The 21844-nt window shown below is 64.9% G+C and carries 20 protein-coding genes; 11 read left to right on the top strand and 9 right to left on the bottom strand.

Annotated features, from left to right (window positions below):
• On the top strand, positions 1–303 hold a 303-nt coding region (locus Q7U29_RS03340), incomplete at its 5' end, for an SDR family NAD(P)-dependent oxidoreductase (protein ID WP_304738394.1).
• A gap of 74 nt (positions 304–377) precedes the next feature.
• A complete protein-coding gene (locus Q7U29_RS03335) occupies positions 378–746 on the top strand; it encodes a CsbD family protein (RefSeq protein ID WP_304738391.1) in 369 nt (122 codons plus the stop codon).
• A 228-nt stretch (positions 747–974) separates the two neighbouring features.
• Here Q7U29_RS03335 and Q7U29_RS03330 read toward each other — a convergent pair whose 3' ends face one another.
• Both Q7U29_RS03330 and Q7U29_RS03325 read right to left on the bottom strand, forming a co-directional pair.
• On the bottom strand, positions 975–2669 hold the full coding sequence (locus Q7U29_RS03330) for a DUF459 domain-containing protein (protein ID WP_304738388.1): 1695 nt from the start codon (positions 2667–2669) through the stop codon (positions 975–977).
• A gap of 161 nt (positions 2670–2830) precedes the next feature.
• Positions 2831–4231, bottom strand: a complete 1401-nt coding sequence (locus tag Q7U29_RS03325; protein WP_304738386.1) for a lytic murein transglycosylase — start codon at positions 4229–4231, stop codon at positions 2831–2833.
• Between the two features lie 206 nt (positions 4232–4437).
• Between Q7U29_RS03325 and Q7U29_RS03320 the strand changes: the two genes are divergently transcribed.
• Positions 4438–5319: a UTP--glucose-1-phosphate uridylyltransferase gene (locus tag Q7U29_RS03320; protein ID WP_304738383.1), complete on the top strand. Its 882-nt coding sequence runs from the start codon at positions 4438–4440 to the stop codon at positions 5317–5319.
• 190 nt (positions 5320–5509) lie between these two features.
• Here the strand turns inward: Q7U29_RS03320 and Q7U29_RS03315 are convergent, their stop codons facing one another.
• Positions 5510–6994: a sensor domain-containing diguanylate cyclase gene (locus Q7U29_RS03315; protein ID WP_304738380.1), complete on the bottom strand. Its 1485-nt coding sequence runs from the start codon at positions 6992–6994 to the stop codon at positions 5510–5512.
• Positions 6995–7194: 200 nt separating this feature from the next.
• On the opposite strand from Q7U29_RS03315, the gene Q7U29_RS03310 reads away from it, so the two are divergent.
• From Q7U29_RS03310 to Q7U29_RS03300, 3 genes are read left to right on the top strand one after another with little or no spacing between them, the layout of a single operon-like run.
• Positions 7195–7533 (top strand): type II toxin-antitoxin system RelE/ParE family toxin, encoded by a 339-nt coding sequence (locus Q7U29_RS03310; protein WP_304738377.1) that lies wholly within the window; start codon positions 7195–7197, stop codon positions 7531–7533.
• Positions 7530–7832, top strand: coding sequence for a DNA-binding transcriptional regulator (locus tag Q7U29_RS03305; RefSeq protein WP_304738374.1), 303 nt, complete (start codon positions 7530–7532; stop codon positions 7830–7832). Before Q7U29_RS03310 ends, Q7U29_RS03305 begins: the two co-directional genes overlap by 4 nt.
• A 19-nt stretch (positions 7833–7851) precedes the next feature.
• The gene (locus Q7U29_RS03300) at positions 7852–8100 is read left to right on the top strand and encodes a hypothetical protein (protein WP_304738372.1); all 249 of its coding nucleotides are present in this window, start codon (positions 7852–7854) and stop codon (positions 8098–8100) included.
• Positions 8101–8266: 166 nt separating this feature from the next.
• Here Q7U29_RS03300 and Q7U29_RS03295 read toward each other — a convergent pair whose 3' ends face one another.
• Together Q7U29_RS03295 and Q7U29_RS03290 are read right to left on the bottom strand one after the other, a co-directional pair.
• The gene (locus Q7U29_RS03295) at positions 8267–11143 is read right to left on the bottom strand and encodes an EAL domain-containing protein (protein WP_304738369.1); all 2877 of its coding nucleotides are present in this window, start codon (positions 11141–11143) and stop codon (positions 8267–8269) included.
• 119 nt (positions 11144–11262) lie between these two features.
• A complete protein-coding gene (locus tag Q7U29_RS03290) occupies positions 11263–12264 on the bottom strand; it encodes an NAD(P)H-quinone oxidoreductase (RefSeq protein WP_304738366.1) in 1002 nt (333 codons plus the stop codon).
• A 105-nt stretch (positions 12265–12369) separates the two neighbouring features.
• Between Q7U29_RS03290 and Q7U29_RS03285 the strand changes: the two genes are divergently transcribed.
• Both Q7U29_RS03285 and Q7U29_RS03280 read left to right on the top strand, forming a co-directional pair.
• Entirely contained in the window at positions 12370–12561 is a 192-nt protein-coding gene (locus Q7U29_RS03285) for a DUF1192 domain-containing protein (protein WP_304738363.1), read from the top strand.
• A 534-nt stretch (positions 12562–13095) separates the two neighbouring features.
• Positions 13096–13617, top strand: coding sequence for a DUF1465 family protein (locus Q7U29_RS03280; protein ID WP_304738361.1), 522 nt, complete (start codon positions 13096–13098; stop codon positions 13615–13617).
• Between the two features lie 113 nt (positions 13618–13730).
• Here Q7U29_RS03280 and rpmE read toward each other — a convergent pair whose 3' ends face one another.
• Positions 13731–13958 (bottom strand): 50S ribosomal protein L31, encoded by a 228-nt coding sequence (rpmE, locus tag Q7U29_RS03275; protein ID WP_304738358.1) that lies wholly within the window; start codon positions 13956–13958, stop codon positions 13731–13733.
• A gap of 202 nt (positions 13959–14160) precedes the next feature.
• On the opposite strand from rpmE, the gene Q7U29_RS03270 reads away from it, so the two are divergent.
• The gene (locus tag Q7U29_RS03270; protein ID WP_304738355.1) at positions 14161–16020 is read left to right on the top strand and encodes an ABC transporter ATP-binding protein/permease; all 1860 of its coding nucleotides are present in this window, start codon (positions 14161–14163) and stop codon (positions 16018–16020) included.
• Positions 16021–16266: 246 nt separating this feature from the next.
• On the opposite strand, the gene Q7U29_RS03265 is transcribed toward Q7U29_RS03270, so the two are convergent.
• The 3 genes from Q7U29_RS03265 to Q7U29_RS03255 all read right to left on the bottom strand — a co-directional run bounded on the left by Q7U29_RS03265 (position 16267) and on the right by Q7U29_RS03255 (position 19030).
• Positions 16267–16719, bottom strand: coding sequence for a GNAT family N-acetyltransferase (locus Q7U29_RS03265; protein WP_304738350.1), 453 nt, complete (start codon positions 16717–16719; stop codon positions 16267–16269).
• 127 nt (positions 16720–16846) lie between these two features.
• Positions 16847–17878, bottom strand: a complete 1032-nt coding sequence (locus Q7U29_RS03260; RefSeq protein ID WP_304738347.1) for a peptidoglycan -binding protein — start codon at positions 17876–17878, stop codon at positions 16847–16849.
• Positions 17879–18031: 153 nt separating this feature from the next.
• The gene (locus tag Q7U29_RS03255; RefSeq protein ID WP_304738345.1) at positions 18032–19030 is read right to left on the bottom strand and encodes a flagellar motor protein MotA; all 999 of its coding nucleotides are present in this window, start codon (positions 19028–19030) and stop codon (positions 18032–18034) included.
• 358 nt (positions 19031–19388) lie between these two features.
• Here Q7U29_RS03255 and Q7U29_RS03250 point away from each other — a divergent pair, with 358 nt between their 5' ends.
• Both Q7U29_RS03250 and Q7U29_RS03245 read left to right on the top strand, forming a co-directional pair.
• Positions 19389–20444 (top strand): cyclopropane-fatty-acyl-phospholipid synthase family protein, encoded by a 1056-nt coding sequence (locus tag Q7U29_RS03250; RefSeq protein ID WP_304738343.1) that lies wholly within the window; start codon positions 19389–19391, stop codon positions 20442–20444.
• Positions 20445–20636: 192 nt separating this feature from the next.
• Positions 20637–21839 carry an efflux RND transporter periplasmic adaptor subunit gene (locus tag Q7U29_RS03245; protein WP_304738341.1) on the top strand — a complete coding sequence of 401 codons (1203 nt, stop codon included), beginning with the start codon at positions 20637–20639 and terminating at the stop codon, positions 21837–21839.
• The last annotated feature ends 5 nt before the right edge of the window (positions 21840–21844 follow it).

The following is a 21844-nucleotide window of genomic DNA, read 5'->3' as shown; positions in this document are numbered from 1 at the left end:
AAAGGCAATCCGGCCTACAACGCCTCGAAGACCGGCGCCATGGGCCTGACCCGGACGCTGGGACAGGCATGGGCCGAGGATGGCATTCGCGTCAACGGTATCGCGCCCGGCCTGGTCGATACCAAGATGACCAGGGTTACGACGGCAAATCCGAAGCGGCTCGAGGGCGCGATCGAGCGGATCCCGCTGAAGCGGCTGGGTACGCCGGCCGACATGGCGGGCGCCGCATTGTTCCTGGCCTCGCCGCTGTCGTCCTATATCGTGGGACAAACGCTGATCGTCGACGGCGGCCTCATTCTCTAAAGCGTTGTCGGCTCCAGGAACCGGAGCCGGTTTCGTCAGTTAGCTCCGCGAGAATCAGCTCAGGAGTAAACACGATGGACAAGGATCGAATTGCCGGTTCGGCCAAGGATTTCGCCGGTAAGGTCGAGGGCGCCGCCGGCAAGATCGCCGGGGATGCCCAGACCGAGGCGTCGGGCCGCATCCGCGAGGCTGCGGGCACGGTGCAGAACCTGTACGGTCAGGCCAAGGATGCCGCGCGCGATGCTACCGATGCCGCCGCCGGTCTCGCCAAGGATGCCTATGAGAACAGCGGCGAGACCCTGCGCGAGGGATCGGAAGCCGTGGCGAAGAGGGTGCAGGACAATCCGCTCGGTGCGCTGCTGATCGCGGGCGGCATCGGCTTTGCGCTGGCCATGCTGATGACGCGCCCCCCGCGCCGGCCGCCGCCGCGCTGGCGGTATTGAGACTGACACTTCTTCTCCCTCTCCCGCTTGCGGGGGAGGGCATAGGCGGCCTCCGGCCGCCGTTTCTGATAAGAGAACGCCGATGCGAAGCATCGGCTATGGTGGGGGTGCCAACTGAGCAATCGGCGCCGGAGTTCGGTGAGAGAGTTCCCCCACCCGACGCGCTACGCGCGTCGACTTCCCCCGCAAGCGGGAGAGGTAAGAAAGCGCCGAGTGGCATGACAATTGTTATCGCGCAAACACGCCCGGGACGGATGCCGACCGTCCGACATTGCCCGGCGGACGCGGTGCGGCCGGGGCGAGGGGGCCGCGCGGGGGTGGCGGGGGCGGCGCTACCTGGCGCGGTGCCGGCGCGGTACCAAAACCAAAGAAATTCCCAAACGATGGCGTCTCCGGCTGTGCCGGGCGGAGCCGCTTGACCACCGGCGGTTTCGGCGGCGCGCCAGGCGCGGCCGCCACTGTTCCATCCGGCGCCGTCGATGCCACCGGCGTATCCCCCTTGGCCTGTTCGCGCCCGACCTCGCGGCGCGGCCAGACGAAATCATCGGCGCGGCCGGCGGGCGGCGCCAGCGGTTCGCCCTTGACCAGCGTTCGCGCCGCAAGTGCATCGACCGCGGCAGGCCGCGAGCCGGGGCCTCCGAGCAGTTGATCGGTTCCGACGGAGGAGGCCACCAGCGGCAGGATCGGTCCGGCCAGCGGACGCGGCGCCGGCTGACCGGGCAGCGCGTTGGCATCGGGCGTCGCGGGTTCGGTCGGCAACGCTATCGGTCCGGAACGCGCCGCCATCAGCCGGGTGATCTCGCGCTCGGCATAATGCGCGAGCTTGCGCGCGCCGGCCTTGGTGAAATACACGCCGTCATGGGAGCGCAGCCGGCGGATCTGGCCTTCGAAGTCCGGGCCCTGCAGCAGGAAGCGGCCGGCTTCGTCGACGAAGCCGTCCCAGACGTCGACATAGGTGATGCCGGCTTTGCCGGCGGCGTCGCGATACAGTGAATTCAGGAACAGCGTGTCCGACATCGCCTTGGGGCCACGCACCGCGGGCAGGCCGACCCACAGCACCGGCACGCCCCTGGATTTCAGGACCGCGATCATCTCTTCGATCTTCTTGACGTAGAGTTCGATCCAGCGCTCATCGCGAAACTCATGCAGCCCGCTTCCGGTGCGCGCGGTTTTCTCGGGTGCGACGATCGACGGCAGATCGGGGTCGGCATCATCGGCGGCGTCGGCATCGGCCGGCTTGCCCTCCGGCTTCGCTTTGGCGTCGGCCACATCATCCGGCTTCGCCGCGGGTTTCGCGTCGCCCGGTTTGGCGTCTGTCCTGGTATCAGTTTTGGCGCGCGGGTCCTTCTTGTCGCTCTCCTTCTTGGACTTGTCGACCGCCGCTTCGCGGATCGCGACGCGGTCGTTGAGGCCGAGCATGACGACGATGGCGTCCGGTTTCTCGCTGGCGAGAATGCCTTTTGCCGCGGCGGCCCAGTCGGAAGGCTCGCCCCTGGGCTGATACTTGATCAGGCCGGAGACGGTCTTGTGCTTGCGGATCACGCCCATGTCCGGCTGCTCGGAATAGGCATCCTCGAGACCATAGGCGAGCCAGTCCGCCATGGCGTCGCCGAGCACCAGCACATTGCGCTCGGGCACGATGTTCGGGTCGCGCTTGTCCGGCGGCGGCGCCCTGGAAAAATTCTCGACCCGTTTCGGCGCCTGCTGCTGGAATGGCGCGAACAGGTCGCCGCCGAACCAGCCGCCGCCGCCGCGCTGCGGCGGTGCCTGTCGGGGTGGTCCGCCGAAATTGAAGAACTGCGCGGATGCCGGCCCGACGATCCCCACCAGCAGCGCAACCGCAACCGCCAGCACGATCAGCGGGCCGCTTTCGGTGAACACCCCAGGAAAGTACGTCCTGAAAAAGGATTTGGGCTTTTGCATTCGGATCGATCGCGATTTGAAGATCAGGCCATCGCTATAATAGCGGAATCAGGCCGCAAGCGGGCAGATTTCCCGCCATAGACCGGGCTTCGGCCGCCGCCGTCAAGATCGGTCCGGAAAAGTCCCGGTCAAGGTTACTTTCGCCGGCCGGAAGCGGCTATTTACCGCCCCCTGAGCCGTTCCAGCACGCCTGCTGAGGCAAATCCATCCGCCGGCGCCCCGATCGAGGCCTGGAAGCCGCGCAGGGCCTCGCGGGTGTGACCGCCGAACTGACCGTCGGGGGTGCCACGATAGAAGCCGCGCTGGGCCAGGAGCTGCTGCAGTTCCAGCCGCTCGGTGCGTGACAAAGTGCGTTCCTGCCGCGGCCAGGGCTGGACGAACGGCGCGCCGCCGCGCAGGCGGTCGGCGAAATGGCCGATCGCCAGCGCATAGGCCTCCGCCGGGTTATATTTCATGATCACCCGGAAATTCTGCAGCATCAGGAAGCCCGGCCCCTCGGCCCCGGCCGGGGCCAGCAGATAGGCCTTGTCGGCCGGATTCGGGAACGGTTTGCCGCCGGCACGGCTGAGCCCGAGATGCTCCCATTGCGCAATTGTCATGGCCTTGGCGCGGTCGGCCAGCATGTAGTTGAAGTTTTTCGGCATCACGACCTCGAAACCCCAGGTCTGGCCGGTCTGCCAGCCGTCCTTTTTCAGATTATTGGCGGTCGAGGCGATCAGGTCGTGGGGATTGTCGACCACGTCGCGGCGGCCGTCGCCATCGGCGTCGACCGCGTAGCGCTTGAAAGCGGTCGGCATGAACTGCGTCGGCCCGAACGCGCCGGCCCAAGAGCCGCGCAACTGTTCCGGCCGCAGATCGCCGCGGTGCAGGATCTCCAGCGCGACCAGGAATTCGTCCCTGAAGTATTTCTGGCGGCGGCCGATGCAGGCCAGCGTCGCGGTGGAATTCAACACGCTGCGGTCGCCCATCATCGTCGAATAATTCGATTCGATGCCCCAGATCGAGGCGACGATATAGCGGTCGACGCCGTAGGCTTTCTCCACCGCGTCGAACTGCGGCTTGTATTTGGCGAGGATCTCGCGGCCCTTGGCGAGGCGGTTGTCGTTCACGAGAATGTCGAGATAATCCCAGATCGCCTTGGTGAATTCCGGCTGCGAATCCATCAGGTCCATGATGCGCAGGTCGGGCGCGAGCCCGGCGGTGAAGCGCTGGAAGCTGGCCTGCGAGATGTGGCGCCGTGCGGCGTCCGGCCACATCGAAGCGACGCATTGGCCGAAATTCGCCGCCGCCTCGCGGATCGCGGATGCCGTCATCAGGGGGTGGCCGGAGGCACCGTCCTCGCCGGTCCAGGGCAACGGGGCGGTGCTGCCTGCGGGCGCCGATTGCGCCGGCGCCGTGGAATTCTGGCCGGAGAACATGTTGCCGAACAGGTTGGGAAGCCCGCCGCCGGCGGTTTGCGCCAAGGCCGCGCCGGCGACCAGGGCCTCGCCGGCGAACAGCAGTGTCGCCGCGAGCGCGACCGCGCCGGCCCGGCCAATCCTCGATGGTTCCGTCCGCTGCATGGTGTCGTCCGCCTTCCCGAATCCCGTTGCCAGAAGGCCCTGTCACGGTTTCCAATACCTTAACAAAGGCCGGACTTTGTTTCTCCCCTCTTTGCGGGGCCGCGAGGGAACCGGCATCATACATCCGCCTTTGTTCCCGGCTGCAAACCGGATACCAACGTGCATTAAATGCATTTTCCCACTCACTGAAGGCTCCCCCACATCCCATGAAAATCCGCAAAGCCGTCTTTCCGGTCGCCGGCCTCGGCACCCGCGTCCTGCCCGCCACCAAGGCGATGCCGAAGGAAATGCTGACCATCGTCGACAAGCCGCTGATCCAGTATGTGTTCGACGAAGCCAGGGAAGCCGGCATCGAACATTTCATTTTCGTCACCGGCCGCAACAAGGGCGTGATCGAGGACCATTTCGACCGCATGTTCGAACTCGACACCACGCTGGCGGCGCGTGGCAACAAGAAGGCCGAGATCGAGATCCTGGCGCGCGACCAGCCCGCCGCCGGCGCCACCAGTTTTACCCGGCAGCAGGCGCCGCTCGGCCTCGGCCACGCGGTGTGGTGCGCGCGCGATATCGTCGGCAATGAGCCGTTCGCGGTGGTGCTGCCGGACGAGCTGGTGCTGAACACGCCGGGTTGCCTGGCGCAGATGATCGAGGCGGCCAACAAGCTCGGCGAGAAAACCAACGTGATCGCGGTGGAAGAAGTGCCCGCCGATATGACGCATCAATACGGCATCTGTGGCGTGGGCAAGCGCCTCGGCGGCAACATGTTCGAGGTCGACGGCATGGTGGAGAAACCGCCGAAGGGCACCGCGCCGTCCAATCTCTCGATCACCGGCCGCTACATCCTGCAGCCGGAAATCTTCAGTATCCTGGAAACCCAGGAGCGCGGCGCCGGCGGCGAAATCCAGCTCACCGATGCGATGATCGGGCTTGCCAGGACGCAAAGCTTCTACGGCGTCGAGTTCGAGGGCGAGCGGCATGACTGCGGGTCCAAGGCGGGCTTTCTGCGCGCCAACATCGCCTTCGGCATGGCGCGGGCCGATCTGCGCGACGGCCTGCGGGCGGAGATGAAGCACTATCTGGAGAAGTGAGAGGCTGGGCGCGTCGGCACCCACTCCCTCATGGTGAGGAGCGCGGCGGACGGCGCTCTTGCGCTGTCCGGCCCGCGTCTCGAACCATCTGGCACATTGCCTGCTGCCATCCTTCGAGACGCCGCGCGAAGCGCGCGCGGCTCCTCCAGCGACAACGGCGAAGCCGTTGCGCGGGGATGAGGAGAATTCCCTAAGCCACCAGCGAAAGCTGCGGCACGGTGGCTACCACGCACCGGTTGCGGCCGCCGGCCTTGGCCGCGTAGAGCGCCTTGTCGGCGGCTCCGACCAGTTCGGACCATTCCTGGGTGACGTCGGGCGTCATGCTGGCGACGCCGATGCTGATGCTGGTGTGCTCGGACCATTGCTGGACCTTGAGCCGGATGTTTTCGGCCACATCAAGCGCTTCCTCGGCCGAGAATGCCGGCAGCAGCACGGCAAACTCCTCGCCGCCGTAACGCGCGCCGCAATCGCCGGCGCGCCGCAATGAATCCGAAATGCAGATGGCGATGCCGATCAGCACCTCATCGCCGGCCTGATGTCCGAAGGTGTCGTTGTAGGCCTTGAAGTGGTCGGCATCGATCATCAGCAGCGCGACCGGGGTTTTCTGGCGCGTGGCGCGCCGCCATTCGGCATCGATCGAGGCGTCGAACTTGCGCCGGTTCGTCAATCCGGTGAGCGCGTCGGTTGTCGCAAGCTCCTCGAGCTTGTCCTCCGCCTCGGCGCGGCGGCCGATTTCACGCGCGAGAAACAGCGTCACGCCGAGCACGAACACGATCAGCGCCGCCACGATCGCGGCGATCCGGATCGCCTCGGTCCGCCACAGGCTCAGGATGCTGTCCAGCGGTTTTCCGACCACGACGTTGAGTGGGCCTGTGCCGTTATGCCTGACGTACAGCCGCGGTATCGGATCGACGGGGCCGGCCCCCGCATATGATCCGCTGTTCATGTTGGCCGGGTTCCAGCTCGCCCGGTCCGCCAGATTCTTGCCGATGATGTCGAGGTCGAACGGCCGGCGCATGATGATGGTGCGGTCGCGGCGCAGCACGGTGATGGTATCGTCCGCCCCGAGACTCAGGCGGCCGAACAAATCGTGGAAATAGCTGAAGCGGATCGAGCCCGCGACCACGCCGAGAAAGCTTCCGTCTTCGCCGGTGATGCGCCGGCTGAGCACGATGGCGTAGGCACCGCGGTGCAGCATCGGCTTGCTGATGAAGAGGCCGGTGTCGGGACTATCGCGGTGGACCCGGAAGTACTCTTCGTCGCCGCGATTTTCCGGCCGCGGATCGAGCGTCGAGGCATCGATGGTCAGCCGTCCCCCGGCGTCGAACACCTGAAGCGCGCCGAAATGCCTGGCGGTTGCGGCACGGTCGAACAGGATCAGGTGCAGGATCGGTTTGCTGAGCTCCTTGATCTCCGGCAGGATCATGTTGCTGGCGGCGGCGCGCAGCGACAGGTCGTAGAGCTCGATATTGCGGTTGATGTCGGAATCGACGCCGGATGCGAGATTCTCAAGCATCTGGCGCGCCAGCGCTTCCTCGCCGCGGCGCATGTCGAGCATGACGTTGACGCAAATCGCGGAGAAGCCGATCACCGTCGCGACCGACGAGATGATCAGTAATTTCGCCGATAGCCGCCAGGGCCGCCCGGCCACCTCCTTGCGCCATCCAAATCGCATGGTTCGCTCCCAATGCTCCCAAATGCATCCGGATTCGTTGCCGCCGGCTTAAGTGGCGACAGCGACGCGGTAATGGGTTAACGATTCGTTGATCGGAACCCGGAAATGCAGGCCGATGGCTGGGGTGGTCTCCCGCACTCGGCGAAATTGCCGGATCGAGCCTTGATCGTACTACGGCAATGCCGTAGAATTCGGCTCCGATGCAGACCGTCGTGGAAACGCCGTCCTATCTCGTCGACGCGGAGCGGCTGTTTTCGCCGGAAGAGCGCAGGGCTGTCGTGGATCGTCTTGCCGCCGATCCCACATGCGGCGTGGTCATTCCTGGCAGCGGCGGTATTCGCAAGGTGCGGTTTGGCTTCGGTGCACGGGGCAAGAGCGGCGGCGCGCGAATTATCTATTTGTTCAGTGGCGCGAGCTTGCCGGTCTTCATTCTGGCGGTTTTTGCCAAGAACGAAAAAGCCAATCTTTCGGTGGCCGAGCGTAATGCTCTGGCGAGGATGATCGCCGGCATGATCGAAGATTACAGGAGACAAGAATGACAAAGGACGCGTTTGACAAGATCAAGGCCGGGCTCGGCGAGGCCAAAGCCTATCTCGATGGATCGAGCAGCAAGCGCGGTTACGGAATTCATGTTCCGGCGCGGGTTAACGTGAAGAAAATCCGCACGCGACTGGGCCTCTCGCAAGAAAGTTTTGCGCAAACGTACGGATTCGCGCTGTCCGCCGTCCGCGATTGGGAGCAGGGTCGCCGCCAGCCGGAACGCAGCGCGCGCATCCTGCTCAGAGTCGTCGAAAAGGAGCCGGAAGCCGTAACGCGCGCCTTGGCGAAAACAGCCTGACCACTTACCGAGGACGCCCGTGAACGATTACGACCCGCTGCGCGATTATCTGAAACAGCAGACGCTGCCCGAATTCGTGCTCAGCTTCGAAAAGATCGAGGAGATCATCGACGCCGCGCTGCCGCGCGCGGCGCACCGCGCGTCGTGGTGGGAAACGCTGCGCAGCCCGCAGGAAAAGATGCCGCAGCGCGAGGCCTGCCTCGCCGGCGGCTACATCGCGACGAGGCTGGCGGACGGCAAGAGCGTGCGGTTCAAGAGGATGAAGTGAGGGGGCAAACGTTGCGCCATTCCGCAGCTGTCGTCCCTGCGAACGCCGGGACCCATAGTCCCGGTCAGCTATTGTGCGACGGCTTGATCAACAAGTTTATTGCTGCCGTGCAGAATATTGACGGCACGGCGTATGGGTCCCTGCGTTCGCAGGGACGACGCGAGAGCTAACTCGCCGCTTCCAGCCGCTCTTCGGTCAACAGCCGCATCGCGGCGTCGGCGTCCATCGGCTCGCCGAAGGCGAAGCCCTGCGCGTATTCGCAGCCCAATTGATAGAGCTCGACGGCATCGGAGTCGGTCTCGGCGCCTTCGGCGACCACGTCCATGCCGAGGTCGTGGGCCAGCGCGATGATCGATTTCAGGATCACCGGGCGGGTGCCGCGGCTGGTGGTGCGGACGAAGGACTGGTCGATCTTGATGGTGTCGAACGGGAAGCGCTGCAGATAGGCCAGCGAGGAATGACCGGTGCCGTAATCGTCCAGCGAAAGGCCGGTGCCGAGCTCGCGGATGCGGGTCAGCATCTGGGCCGCGTGCTCCGGGTTCTCCATGACAAGCGATTCCGTCAGTTCCAGCTTCAACGTGCCGCGCGCCACCGAGGAGCGTGACAGCACGGTGCGGATGTCGTGGATCAGATCGTGCCGCAACAACTGCCGCGAGGAGACGTTGACGCTGGCAAAGATCGGCTCGCGCGAACGCATCGCGCGCTGCCAGATCGCCAGCTGTTTTGCCGTTTCGTCCAGCACGAACATGCCGAGATCGACGATCAGGCCGATCTCCTCGGCGATCGAGATGAATTCCACCGGCGACATCCGCCCGAGTTTCGGGTGGTCCCAGCGCGCCAGCGCCTCGAAGCCGGCAATCGAACGATCTTCCAGCCGCACGATAGGCTGGTACAGGATGGTGATTTCCTTGCGCTCGATGGCGCGGCGCAATTCGCTTTCCAGCGTCAGCCGGTCGGTTTTGCGCGCGCGCATCGCCGGCTTGTAGACGTCGATGCGGTCGCCGCCGATCCGCTTGGAATGGTACATCGCCAGCTCGGCGTCCTTGATGATCTCTTCGGACAATTGCGTCTGCGGGTCGGAGAGCGCCAGACCAATCGAAGCGGTGAGGAAGATCTCGCGGTCGTTGAAGGCGATCGGGGCGCGGATGGTCTTGCGGATGGTCTCGGCGAAGGCGGTGATGCGCGCCGAATCCTGCTCCGACATCAGGATCAGGCCGAACTGGTCGCCGGAAAGCCGGGCCAGCGTGTCCTGCGGTTTCAGGATGCGGGTCAGCCGCCGCGCCAGCGTCAGCAGGATGGAATCGCCGACCGCGATGCCGACGGAATCATTGACCTGCTTGAAGCGGTCGAGATCGATCACCATCAGCGTCGGCCGCAGGTTCGGCATGGTTTTGGCGAAATTCGCCACGGCGCCGAGCCGGTCGATGAACAATTTGCGGTTCGGCAGACCGGTGAGATTGTCGTGCACGGAATCGTGCAGCATGCGCTCTTCGGCGTTCTTGGCCTCGGTCACGTCGGTGAGCGTTCCGACCACGCGGGAAACCTCACCGTCGGAGCCGACCACCGGGCGCGCTTTCAGCGCGAACCACATGAAGTGGCCGTCCGGCGTGCGCAGTCTGAAATCCTGCACCAGCCGGCCGCGGCGCTGGTCCAGCACGCTGTCCAGTGCCGCGCGGAATCGGTCCTGGTCGAGCGGGTGCAACACTTCCAGCCACTTTGCCGCCGGCCCTTCCAGCGTGCCGCGTTTGAGGCCGAGCAGTTGCTCGGTTTCGGGGCTGGTGAAAACCTTGTCGGCCGAGACGTCCCAGTCCCAGATCAGGTCGCCCGAGCCGGTCAGCGCCAGCGCCCGGCGCTCGACGTCGGAGACCACGCCGGTGGTCGCGCCGCCGCCCGCAAAAGCGTGCTGCATCACGGTAAATCCGATCAGCATCACGATCAGCACGAGGCCGCCGAGCAAGGCAGGGCCGACGATGTCGTTGGTGACGGAACCCGCCACCGTCATGCCGGCCGCGATCACCCAGACCACGAGGAGGAACCAGGTCGGGATCAGCAGCACCGCGCGATCGAATCCGTGGGTCGAGAGATAGACGATCAGCGCAAAGCCCGCGAAGGCGATCAGCACCAGCGACATCCGCGCGATGCCGGAGGCCACGGCCGGATCGAACAGCGCCAGCGCCACCAGCGAGCCGAGAAAGGTCAGCCAGCCCACGGTGATGTGGGAATAGCGCACATGCCAGCGGCTGAGGTTCAGATAGGCGAACAGGAACACCAGCAACGTCGCGGCCAGGATCGCTTCGCCCGCCGCGCGCCAGACGCGCTCGGCGTTGTTCGACATGTCGAGCACCTTGCCCCAGAAGCCGAAATCGACGCCGATATAGACCAGCACCGCCCATGCCAGCGCGGCGGCAGCCGGGAACATGATGCTGCCCTTGACCACGAACAGGATGGTCAGCACCAGCGCCAGCAGGCCGGAAATGCCGATCACGATGCCCTGGTACAGCGTGAACGAATTGACCTTGTCCTTGTAGGCGTCGGGTTCCCACAGATAGAGCTGCGGCAATTTATCGGTGCGCAATTCCGCGACGAAGGTGATGACGGCGCCGGGATCGAGCGTGATGCGGAAGATATCCGCGGTCGCGCTCTCCTGCTTCTCGGGACGGTCGCCGGTCGACGGCGTGATGGTGGCGATGCGCGACAGTCCGAGATCGGGCCACAGCAGCCCCGACGACACGATGCGGTAATGCGGCGCCACGATCAGGCGGTCGAGCTGGTCGTCGGTGTTGTTGGCGAGCGCGAACACCACCCAGTTCTGGCCGCCTTCGCGGGCGCGGACTTCGATGCGGCGGACGATGCCGTCGGTGCCCGGCGCGGTGGAAACCTGGATGCGGTCAGCTTCGCTGCGCTGATGATTGAGGATCGCGGTAAGATCGATCGCAGGCGCGTCACTGCGAACGCTGACCGCGTCGACAGCGCGCGCCGGTGGCGCGGCGGCAACAATCATGAGGCCCAGCGCGAGGGGCGCAAGGCACCTGATCAGACGCAATGTCAGTTCTCCGCAATCAGTCACATGTCCGGGCGAAGCTGGTCGACCGGCGTTGCGCGATAAATGACATGAAAGTGAGGGAAATCAAAGGGTTTCCGGCTGCGCATCGCGCAACAGCGTTAAACCGCCAACACAATTTTGCCAATATGTTCGCTGGTCTCCATGCGCCGGTGGGCGTCGGCGGCCTTTTCCAGCGGGAATGTGCTGTCCATGACCGGTTTGACGCGTCCGTCGCGCAACAGCGGCATCACTCTGGCCTCGATCGCGGCCACCATCGCCGCCTTGTCCGCATTGCTGCGGGGGCGCAGCGTCGAGCCGGTGTGAACGAGCCGCTTCACCATCACCTTGGAGAAGTTAACGGTGGCCTTGGGCGTTCCGCTCAGGAACGCGATCTGGACGATGCGGCCGTCGATCGCGGCGGCATCGTAGTTGCGGTCGATATAGTCGCCGCCGACCATGTCGAGAATGACATTGGCGCCGGCGCCATTGGTCGCCTTCTTGGTGGCTTCGACGAAATCCTCGGTCTTGTAGTTGATGGCGAGGTCGGCCCCGAGCTTGATGCAGGCGTCGGCCTTGTCCTTCGATCCGACGGTGACGATCACCCTGGAGCCCAGCGCTTTTGCCAGCTGGATCGCCATGGTGCCGATGCCGGACGAGCCGCCATGGATCAGCAAGGTCTCGCCGGGCTTCAGGGCGCCGCGCTCGAACACGTTGTGCCAGACCGTCATCAGGGTTTCCGGGATGGCGCCGGCTTCCTGCATCGACAGGGCAGGCGGCACCGCCATCGCCTGGGCATCCTGTGCGATGCAATATTGCGCGTAGCCGCCGCCGGCCACCAGTGACATCACCTTGTCGCCGAGCTTGTGCCTGACGGAGCCGGCGCCGAGCGCAACCACTTCGCCCGCAATTTCCAGGCCGGGCAGGTCGCTGGCGCCGGGCGGCGGCGGATAGGCGCCGGAGCGCTGCGCGACATCGGGGCGGTTGACGCCCGCGGCCAGCACCTTGACCAGGATTTCCCCCGGACCGGGCACCGGCAGCGCGCGGGTCTCGGGCACCAGAACCTCGGGACCGCCGGGCTTGCTGATGCCGACGACGGTCATTTGCGCGGGCAGCTTTTCCATGGTGTTTCCTTGGGCCAGGATGGGAAATTCGAAGAGGCACCTGATTAGCCAGCCGCGCTCCGGCTGGCAACAGCATCCCCCAGGGTTGAGCACGAGGTAGAGCGCATGGCCATCGAGGACGACGACAAGCCGAGAAAGAAAGTCACCCACGAGATCGGTCAGGACCTGTCGCTGTTATCGGTCGAGGAGTTGGCCGAGCGCATCGCGCTGATGAACTCCGAGATCGAGCGGCTGCAGGTGGCGGCGACAAAGAAGCGCGCGTCGAAGGATGCGGCGAACAGTTTTTTCAAGACGTAATTTCAAGACGTAATCAGGCGCGATCTCTCGTCGTCCCGGACAAGCGAGCGTAGCGAACGCCGATCCGGGACCCATACGCCGTGTCCTCTCATTGAGCCATTGCGCCAGAGACCTTCCTTCATCCTCGCCGCCGCGGAGTATGGGTCCCGGATCGGCGTTCGCTGGCGCTCACTTGTCCGGGACGACCCGTTGAGAGAGTTGATCCACTTTCTGCCACTCGGCCAATGGCCGACATGGCAAAGGAACCGTGAACAAAACCGTTCGTTTACGGTCCATTAAGCTTTCTCATCTATGACTCTAATCGTCCTTGTTTGGACACCGAGTGGCTCCTGTCCACTCTGTTTGACGCCTCCCTGTTATCAACTTCAAAGCCGCCAGAAATGGCGGCTCTTTTTTTGGCGTCCGCGGTACCTCACTGGAAACCATAAAAGCGCTTGCGGCTGGACTCTCGCCTGCCGGCGCGTAATGATTTATTCATCATAAGCCGGCGCCCATTCAAGCCGGCGGCGTAAACAGTTGCGTGAGGCGTTAACCATGTCCGACCGTTCGCAAAGCGAAACCGCTCTCGTCCAGTTCAGCGAGAGGCTCACCAACTCGGCGGCGTTTGGTACCCTGTTCCGCGAAGGCATGGATCTGGTCGAGGAGACCGCCGCCTATCTCGACGGCGCCGGCCGCGCCGAGGCGAAGGCGCTCGACCGCTCCGTCAGCCTGACCTACGCCACCGAAAGCATGCGGCTGACCACCCGCCTGATGCAGCTGGCGTCGTGGCTGCTGTTGCACCGCGCGGTCAAGGAAGGCGAGATGACGCTGGGCCAGGCCAACCGCGAAAAGACCAAGGTCAAGCTCTCGGCTGCCGACCCCGGCCCGGACGACATCATCGAAAAGCTGCCGCTGCAATTGCAGGAGCTGATCGCCCGCTCGATGGCGCTGCAGACCAAGGTCCGCCGCCTCGATACCACGATCCATGCGCCGGCGGCCGAACGCGCCTCGATCGGCAATCCCCTGGTGCCGCAGCTCAATCGCCTGAAGGCGGCGTTCGAACGCCAGAGCGGCTGACGCCGGGGATCGACTGACTCCGGGGATCAGGCCAGACCCATTCCCAACGAAAAACGCCCCGGCGCGAGCCGGGGCGTTTTGATGTCTGCATCAGGCCAGTGGCCTGAAAGCCCTCAATCCTTCTTGAGGAAGCCCGAAAACTTCTTCTGGAACCGGGACACGCGACCGCCGCGATCGAGCATCTGCTGGGCGCCGCCGATCCAGGCCGGGTGCGACTTGGAGTCGATATCGAGGTTCAGCTTGTCGCCTTCCTTGCCCCAGGTGGACCTTGTCTGGTACTCGGTGCCATCGGTCATGACGACCGTAATCATATGATATTCCGGGTGAATTTCGGCTTTCATGGCAGATCCTTCGGCGCGCCGGCGCCTGTCTATCGATGGCTGTGGGGACGGATTTGGGCCGCTCTATAACGCAGCAAGGCCCCCAAAACAAGCCAAGTTCGACCCCGCCCCCCGAGGGATCCCGCATTAGTATGTTACCGGATTTGCCAGCGTCGGCGGCTGGGCCTATCTGGGGGCTGGCAAAGCGATTGGTCCTGAAATCATGAGCGCAGTGGAACGGCTTGAAGAGCGGCGTGGCGAGACGCCGCCACGGCACGATCTGGCGCTCGCAGAGGCACCCTCCATCGAGGCCGAACTGACCGAGCTGCCGGCCAAGAGCAGCGCGCGGCTTCGCCCGCTGCTGGCGCTGATGCCCTATGTCGGGCGCTACCGCGGCCGCGCCATTCTGGCCTTCATCTCACTCACCATTGCGGCGATCACGACCCTGCTGGTGCCGATCGCGGTGCGGCGGATGATCGATTTCGGGCTCTCGCCCGAAGGCATCGCCATGATCAATTCCTATTTCAGCGTCATGATCGCGCTGGTCGCGGTGCTGGCCGGAGCCAGTGCGGCGCGCTTCTACCTGGTCATGACCATCGGCGAGCGCATCGTCGCCGATCTCAGGCGCGACGTGTTCGCGCATCTGATCTCGCTGTCGCCGGCCTTCTTCGATTCCGCGCGCTCGGGCGAACTGATCTCGCGGCTGACCGCCGACACCACGCAAATCAAGTCGGCAGTCGGCGCCTCGGTCTCGATCGCGCTGCGCAACCTGATGCTGTTCATCGGCGCCACCGCGATGATGGTGATCACCAGCCCCCGGCTGTCGGGCTTCGTGCTGCTGGCGATCCCGGTGATCGTGATTCCGCTGGTCGCGTTCGGGCGCTGGGTGCGGCGGCTGTCGCGCAACGCCCAGGATACGCTGGCGGAAGCCACATCCTATGCATCGGAACTGATCGGCGCGATCAGGACCGTGCAGGCCTACACCAGCGAGGGGCTGGCCAATGCGCGGTTCGGCGGCGAGGTCGAGCAGGCCTATGCCGCGGCGCGCAGTTCGACCCGGGCGCGGGCGGTGCTCACCGCCGTCATCATCTTCATCGTGTTTTCCAGCGTGGTGGCGATCCTATGGGTCGGATCGAACGACGTGCTGACCGGCTCGATCAGCCCCGGCCGGCTCGGCCAGTTCGTGCTGTATGCGGCGTTCGCCGCCGCCGGCCTCGGCCAGCTCAGCGAAGTCTGGGGCGAGCTGTCGGCGGCGTCAGGCGCCTCGGAGCGGCTGTTTGAAATCCTCCGCGTCAAGTCGCAGGTCGCAGCACCGGCGTCGCCGCGCGCGATGCCGGCGCCGGCGCGGGGCGACGTCGGTTTCGACAATGTCAGCTTCGCCTATCCGACGAGGCCGGATGCGCTGGCCGTCGACGGCGTTTCGCTCACGGTGCGCGCCGGCGAGAAGGTCGCGATCGTCGGCCCGTCGGGCGCCGGCAAGAGCACGCTGTTTCATCTGCTGCTGCGGTTCTACGATCCGGCTTCCGGCGCCATCTCGTTCGACGGCGTGCCGGTCAGGGCGGCCGATCCGAAGGCGCTGCGCGCCCGCATCGCGCTGGTGCCGCAGGATTCCGTGGTGTTCGCCGCCAGCGCGCGTGAAAATATCCGCTTCGGCCGGCCTGACGCGAGCGATGCCGAAGTCGAGCACGCCGCTGACCTGGCCCATGCCGGCGATTTCATTCGCCGGCTGCCCGGTGGCTTCGAGGCGCAGCTCGGCGAACGCGGCGTGACGCTGTCGGGCGGCCAGCGCCAGCGCATCGCGATCGCGCGCGCGATCCTGCGCGATGCGCCGCTGTTGCTGCTCGATGAGGCGACCTCGTCGCTCGATGCCGAGAGCGAGACCCTGGTGCAGACCGCGCTGGAAGAATTGATGCGCCACCGCACCACGCTGGTGATCGCCCATCGCCTCGCCACAGTGCTGTCCTGCGACCGCATCATGGTGATGGACCAGGGCCGCATCGTCGAACAGGGCACGCATGCAGAGCTGGTCGCGGCCGGCGGGCTTTATGCGAGATTGGCGAGGTTGCAGTTCGAGGGGGTGTGAGATTCTCCCTTACCTCTCCCGCTTGCGGGGGAGGTCGACGCGCTCGAAGAGCGCGGCGGGTGGGGGAAGCTCTATCCACTCGCGCCGGTGTATGCTGAGAGGCCCCCACCCCGGCCCTCCCCCGCAAGCGGGAGAGGGGGCGCCGGCCCCTCCACGTCATTGCGAGCGGAGCGAAGCAATCCATCTTTCTTTGCTCTGCAACATGGATTGCTTCGTCGCAAGGGCTCCTCGCAATGACGGGAATACTTACGGCTTCCACGCCATCTTCAGCACCAGCCGTTTCGAGCCCGGATTCACATCCTCTCCCGCATGCACAAATCCGCAGCGCTCGTAGAAGCGGATGGCGCGGGCATTGTCCGCATTGACCTTCAAGGTAACGCCATCGGGTGATCTGCGCTTGGCTTCATCGACCAGCATGGTAGCGAGTGGTGATCCCCAGTGATCGGGCGCGACCACCAGTTGGTCGAGATAGCCCGACGAGTCGATGGTGACGAAGCCGATCAGCTCACCAGAATGGTCGGCGACAATGATATCAGCCCCCGGCACCAGTTCATTGCGCCAGCGTTCCCGCCACCACGCCACCCGCGCGTCGAAATCGATCGAGGGATAGGCGAGCTTCCAGGTCACCAGCCACAGGGCGATGGCGGCGTCCTCATCCTCGGCGCGATACGGGCGAAGCTGAAAGGGGACGCCGCTCATCAGGCAAAGACCGTCATGCCCGGGCTTGTCCCGGGCATCCACGTCTTGCTTCTTGCGCGGCAAAGACGTGGATGGCCGGGCCAAGCCCGGCCATGACGACTTGATAAATCGCGCGACGACATCGCACCTACCGTTCCGTCAGCTTCAGCTCGATGCGGCGGTTGCGCTTGTAGGCCTCTTCGGTCGTGGCGGTGTCGAGCGGCTGGAATTCCGCAAAGCCCGCCGCGACCAGCCGTTGCGCCGGCACGCCGAGCGAGACCAGGTACTGCACCACCGAGATCGCGCGCGCCGACGACAATTCCCAGTTCGACTTGAATACCGGGCTGTTCAGGATCGGCCGCACGTCGGTATGGCCGTCGACCCGCAGCACCCAGGCGATCTCGGCGGGAATCTGTTTGTCCAGTTCGGTCAGCGCGCTCGCCAGCTTGTCCAGCTCGGCGCGGCCTTCAGGCAAGAGCAGCGCCTGGCCGGTGTCGAAGAATACTTCGGACTGGAACACGAAGCGGTCGCCGACGATGCGGATGTCCGGCCGGTTGCCGAGAATGGCGCGCAGGCGGCCGAAGAATTCCGAACGGTAGCGCGACAGTTCCTGCACCCTTTGCGCCAGCGCCACGTTCAGCCGCTGTCCGAGATCGGCGATCCGCCCCTGCGATTCCCTGTCGCGCTTCTCCGAAACCTCGAGCGCTTCCTCCAGCGCCGCCAGCTGGCGGCGCAGCGCGCTGATCTGCTGGTTCAGCACCTCGATCTGCGCCAGCGCCCGCGAGGTCACCTGTTTCTCGGAATCCAGCGCCTTGTTGAGTTCGCTGGCGCGGCCGGCGGCGTCGCTGCCGGCGCCGGCAAGTCCGTCATAGAGGCCCTTGACGCGGTCGCGCTCGGCTTCCGCCGAGGACAGCCCCGCGCGCAGCTGCGACAGCTGGTCGTCGAGATTGAGCTTGCCGAGCTTTTCCAGCGACAGCATTTCGCTGAGCTGCGCCAGCTTGGCGTTGAGCTGCTCCAGCGCCTTGTCCTTGCCCGTGACTTCCTGCGACAGGAAGAACTGCACCACCAGGAACACCGACAGCAGGAACACGATCGAGAGCACCAGCGTCGACAGCGCGTCGACGAAGCCCGGCCAGTAGTTGAATCCGGAATCGTTGCGGCGGGCACGGGCGAGGGCCATCAGAAGTCTCCAATCTCGTATCCCGGACGCGGTGCAGCGTTCTTTACGCTGCTCCGCAGAGCCGGGACCCATAGCAACGCGGAAAGTGTCGGCCCCGGCTCTGCGGCGCACCGCCAGGAGGCGTTGCACCGCGTCCGGGGCACGATACCTTCCCTAGTTCTTCTCGGGCTGGCGCGCGATCCGCTCGAGCAGTTTCTTGATCTCGCGGTTCTGCTCGCCCTGGCCATCGGCCCATTCGCGGATCATCTGCTGCTCGGTCCGCATATGCGTGACCAGGCCCTGGATGGCTTCGGCGAGGTTGGCCATCGCCGCGGTGGTGCCGCGGCTGGCGCCGCCCTCTTCGAGGGTCAGCCGCAACCGTTCGACCGCGGCCTGAAGTTCGCCGCCGGGGCCGCCGGTGCCTTCGCGGGTATATTCGCGCACCGTGGAGGCCAGCCAGTCCTCGAGATCGGTGTAGAAGCGGTTCTGCGCCTGGCTCGATTGCAGGTCGAGGAAGCCGAGGATCAGCGAGCCGGCGAGGCCGAACAGCGACGACGAAAACGAAATGCCCATGCCGCCGAGCGGCGCGGCCAGGCCCTCCTTGAGGGTGTCGAACAGCGAGCCGGCGTCGCCGCCGACCTTCAGCCCCTCGATCACCTTGCCGACCGAACCGACGGTCTCGATCAGGCCCCAGAAGGTGCCGAGCAGCCCGAGGAATACCAGCAGGCCGGTCATGTAGCGGGAAATGTCGCGGGCCTCGTCGAGCCGTGTGGCGATCGAATCCAAGAGATGCCGCATGGTCTGCTGCGAGATCGTCATCCGCCCGGTGCGTTCGCCGCCGAGGATCGCCGCCATCGGCGCCAGCAAGGTGGGATGCCGCTCGACCGCGAGGCCGGGATCGGAGATGCGGAAATTGTTGACCCAGGCGACCTCCGGATAGAGCCGGATCACCTGGCGGAACGACAGGATGATGCCGATCAGGAGCACCGCGCCGATCAGCGCGTTGAGGCCCGGATTGGCGAAAAACGCCGCCATGATCTGCTTGTAGAGCACCACCATCAGCAGGGTGCACAGCACCAGGAATACCAGCATTCGCACCAGGAAGATCCGGGGCGAGGACAGTTTGTTCAGTTCGGTCTCCATCGCGGAGCGGGAAGAGGGGCCTGCAGGCATTTTTCGGTGTCATCCGTTGCGAGGAACCGGTTTCGAGCCCGAATATGGCACAGCGGGGCCGGGAGAAAAGCTCAGATACGCCCCGGATCCGGGGTGGACTGTGGAACCCAGGGTGAAACCGGGGCTTGGTTAGGAGCGTAGTTCATGAATGTGCGGTGTCTAGCGCGGATATCAGGGATTTCGCATGACGGTTGGGTAGCTCGGAGCGCTCGCGCTGTCGCTCGCGACCCTCGGCAATGGCTGATCGCAGCCCTGGTGGCGACCGATCCGCTGCGGCTCGGTCGCCATATTGCAGTGCGACGGACGGGAATCGCCGACGACCTTCGCGATGCCTGCCACGCCACCAGGGAGCGGTCACATGAGCTTCGTTTCCAGAATGATAGGCACGGCCGAACGGGTGCCGCTGCCTGACGTCATCATTCGCGCCGCGATCCAGCGGCTGTGCTCGCGCACCGCAACGCGGCTCGCCGGCGCCGGCGCTTCGAGCGACGCGGCGTTCGCTGGCGCCATGGCAAATCGCGCCATCGCCGATCACACCGAAGCCGATGCCCGGCATCATCAAGTGCCGGCGACGTTCTTCGCGCAGGTGCTCGGCCCGAACCGCAAATACTCGTCATGTTTCTACAAGGAGCCGGCATCGACACTGCAGGAGGCCGAGGAAGAAGCGCTGCGCCAGACCATCGAGCACGCCGATCTCGCCGACGGGCAGGCGATCCTCGAACTCGGCTGCGGCTGGGGTTCGCTGGCGCTGTCGGTGGCGCGGCGGTTTCCAAATGCGGAGATCACCGCGGTGTCGAATTCGCCGTCGCAGCGCCAATATATCGAGCAGGCGGCGGCATCGCGCGGATTGAAGAATGTTCGCGTGGTTACCGCCGACATGAACGTATTCGATCCGGGACAGCCATTCGACCGCATCGTGTCGGTCGAACTGTTCGAGCACATCATGAACTGGCGCGAATTGATGACCAGGGTGCGGTCATGGCTGAAGCCCGACGGGCGCTTGTTCATGCACATCCCCACTCATCGCTCGGGCGCCTATTTGTTCGATCGTGCCGACGGCGAAGACTGGGTCGCGCCGCATTTTTTCTCCGGCGGGATGATGCCGAGCCATCATTTGATCCGGCAATATGCCGACCTGTTCGAGGTCGAGAAGGAATGGCGCTGGAGCGGCACGCATTATCAGCGCACCGCGCTCGACTGGCTTGCCAATTTCGATGGGCACCAAGATGAGATCGAGGGCATCCTGCGCGGCGTGTACGGCAACGATACGCCGCTGTGGATGCGGCGCTGGCGCTGGTTCTTCCTCGCCACATCCGGGCTGTTCGGCTACGCCGAAGGCAGCGAGTGGGGCGTCAGCCATTACCGCATGAAGGCCGCTGGTGGAACTCACGGTTCGAAGCGGGAATCGATTTGATTCACGATCGAGTGAGGACCGGAAAATCCCGTTCTTTCAAGGCTCTAAAGGACTGTGACATTGAGCCGCCGCGAAACGTATTGCATCGCAACAAAACTGATCTAACTTGATGCCAAGAGAGCGGTGTCGTTGAGGCCCGCACCGGACGGAAACGCAATCCGCGCCGAACTCAAACTTGGGGCGACCCCTTTCATGACTGGATTTCGCACGCAATCGGCGGGCATCGCCTTGATGTTGGCGGCGATGGCGCCGCTTCTCAGCGGTTGCAATGAACCTTCTTCCGCGGTCGCGGCAGCCCAGACCTCCGATCCCGACGTCAGCATCGTCTCCATCAGACCGCAGTCACGCGCGCTGGTGCGCGAATTGCCGGGGCGCGTCGCGCCGACCCGGGTTTCCGACGTGCGTCCGCGCGTTTCCGGCATCGTCATCGAGCGCCTGTTCAATCAGGGCAGCGAGGTCCATGCCGGCGATCCGCTCTACCGGATCGATCCGCGGCCGTTCGAGGTCGAAGTACAGTCCAGCGAGGCGGCGCTCTCCAAGGCCGTTGCGGCATTCGACCAGGCGTCGCAGCAGGCGCGGCGAATAGCGACGCTGACGAGTCAGAAAGCCACCTCCGAGGCGGAGAATGAAAAAGCCATCGGCAACCTGCGGCAGGCCGAAGCCGAGGTCGAGGGACGCAAGGCCGAAGTCGCGCGCGCCAAACTCAATCTGAGCTACGCCACCATCCGCGCCCCGATCCACGGGGTGGTCGGCGCCGCACTGGTCAGCGAAGGCGCCCTCGTGGTGCAGAACGAGACCAACCTCGCGACCATTCAGCAGCTCGATCCGATCTATGCCGACTTCACGCAATCGGTCACCGAACTCAATCAGCTGCGGCGCTCGCTCGAGAGCGGCGAACTCGATCGCATCGCGCCCGACATGGCCAGGGTTCGCCTGGTGCTGGATGACGGCACGGTGTACGCCTCGCCCGGAAAATTGCTGTTCTCGGACGCTAGGGTGGATGCCCATACCGGGCAGGTGACGTTGCGCGGCGAATTTCCCAATCCGAAGCGCGAGCTGTTGCCGGGCATGTATGTCCGCGTGCTGATCGAGCAGGGCATCGACACCGATGCGATCGCGTTGCCGCAGCAGGCGATCCAGCGCAACGGCGGCGGCGGCAGCGAAGTGTTCGTGGTCAAGGACGACAACCGCGTCGCGGTGCAGCCGGTGCGTACCGGGTCGATGCAGGACGGCCAGTGGTTCGTGACCGAAGGACTGAAGGCCGGTGACAAGGTCGTGGTCGAGGGCTTCCAGAAGTTCGCCGCCGGCGACAAGGTCAGGCCGCAGGTGTTTACCGAAGGCGACGCCTCGGCCGACACCGAAACGGCAAGGCAGACCAAGCAGGCGCACCGGTAACGGTC

The sequence above is a fragment of the Bradyrhizobium sp. genome (assembly GCF_030654605.1).
Classification (GTDB): Bacteria; Pseudomonadota; Alphaproteobacteria; order Rhizobiales; family Xanthobacteraceae; genus Bradyrhizobium.
Note: the sequence above shows the minus strand (reverse complement) of the source record. Positions and strands in the feature narration are given on the sequence as shown.